This is a genomic window from Bacillus sp. LR--39 (assembly GCF_053613335.1).
This window is the reverse complement of sequence record NZ_JBSIOT010000144.1, coordinates 1-1,460: the sequence shown is the minus strand read 5'-3', so window position 1 is coordinate 1,460 and position 1,460 is coordinate 1. Positions and strand designations below refer to the sequence as shown.

The following is a 1,460-nucleotide window of genomic DNA, read 5'->3' as shown; positions in this document are numbered from 1 at the left end:
TACATCCGAACGCTGGCAAGCCGCGCTGCCGGAGAAGCACAAAAGCGCCCGATGGGGCCTGTCCATGTGAATATGCCGCTGCGCGAACCGCTGATGCCGGATCTTTCAGATGAGCCGTTTGGAAGAATGAGAACAGGCCGTCATGTATCTGTGAAAACGGGTACGCAGTCTGTTGACCGAGAGTCCCTGTCTGATGTGGCTGAGATGCTCGCAGAGGCTGAAAAAGGAATGATCGTCTGCGGAGAGCTCCATAGTGATGCGGATAAGGAAAACATTATTGCGCTGTCAAAAGCGCTTCAGTATCCAATTTTAGCGGATCCGCTGTCTAATCTGCGGAATGGTGTTCATGATAAAAGCACTGTTATTGATGCGTATGATTCGGTTTTAAAAGATGATGAGCTGAAGCGGAAACTTCGTCCTGATGTTGTCATTCGGTTTGGACCGATGCCTGTTTCAAAACCGGTTTTCTTATGGCTTAAGGATGATCCGGCGATTCAGCAAATAGTGATTGACGAGGATGGAGGCTGGAGAGATCCGACGCAGGTAAGCGCGCATATGATTCATTGTAATGCGTCTGTTTTTGCTGAGGAGATTATGGCAGGGCTTACTGCTGCTGCCAGATCCTCAGAGTGGCTGGAAAAGTGGCAGTTTGTTAATAGGCGGTTCCGCGAGCATCTGCAAACAATCAGCAGTGAAGATGTTTCGTTTGAAGGCAATCTCTATCGAATCCTTCAGCATCTTGTGCCTGAAAACAGCTCGCTGTTTGTGGGAAACAGCATGCCGATCAGGGATGTTGATACGTTTTTTGAAAAGCAGGACCGCCCTTTCCGGATTTATTCAAACCGGGGAGCAAACGGGATAGACGGTGTCGTCTCCTCTGCCATGGGGGTATGTGAAGGAACAAAAGCGCCTGTTACCCTTGTGATTGGAGATTTATCTTTTTATCACGATTTAAACGGCCTGCTGGCGGCCAAAAAGCTGGGTATTCCTCTTACTGTGATTCTTGTCAATAATGACGGAGGAGGGATTTTCTCCTTTTTGCCGCAGGCTTCTGAAAAGACACACTTTGAAGATTTGTTCGGCACACCGACAGGGCTCGATTTCAAGCATGCGGCTGCACTTTACGGCGGAACGTATTCATGCCCGGCTTCTTGGGATGAATTCAAAACAGCTTATGCGCCGCAGGCAGACAAGCCCGGACTCCATTTGATTGAAATCAAAACGGATCGCCAATCAAGAGTCCAGCTTCATCGCGATATGCTGAATGAGGCGGTGCGGGAAGTGAAAAAACAATGGGAACTGTAAACATAACGGTATCAGATGGTGTCCGATATGCAGTGGCAGACGAGGGACCGAATGCTTCCGAAGCCGTCGTCTGTCTGCACGGGTTTACCGGCAGCAAACAATCATGGACTTTTCTTGATGAGATGCTGTCTGATTCACGTTTGATCAAAATTGAT

2 protein-coding genes are annotated in these 1,460 nt (G+C 48.7%); both read left to right on the top strand.

Annotated elements, in window-relative coordinates; genetic code table 11:
- Positions 1–1,305 (top strand): 2-succinyl-5-enolpyruvyl-6-hydroxy-3-cyclohexene-1-carboxylic-acid synthase (menD, locus tag ACWHAR_RS21220; protein WP_452087734.1); only part of this gene is annotated, 1,305 nt, incomplete at its 5' end.
- On the top strand, positions 1,293–1,460 hold a 168-nt coding region (locus ACWHAR_RS21215), incomplete at its 3' end, for an alpha/beta fold hydrolase (RefSeq protein WP_452087735.1). The genes menD and ACWHAR_RS21215, both read left to right, overlap by 13 nt.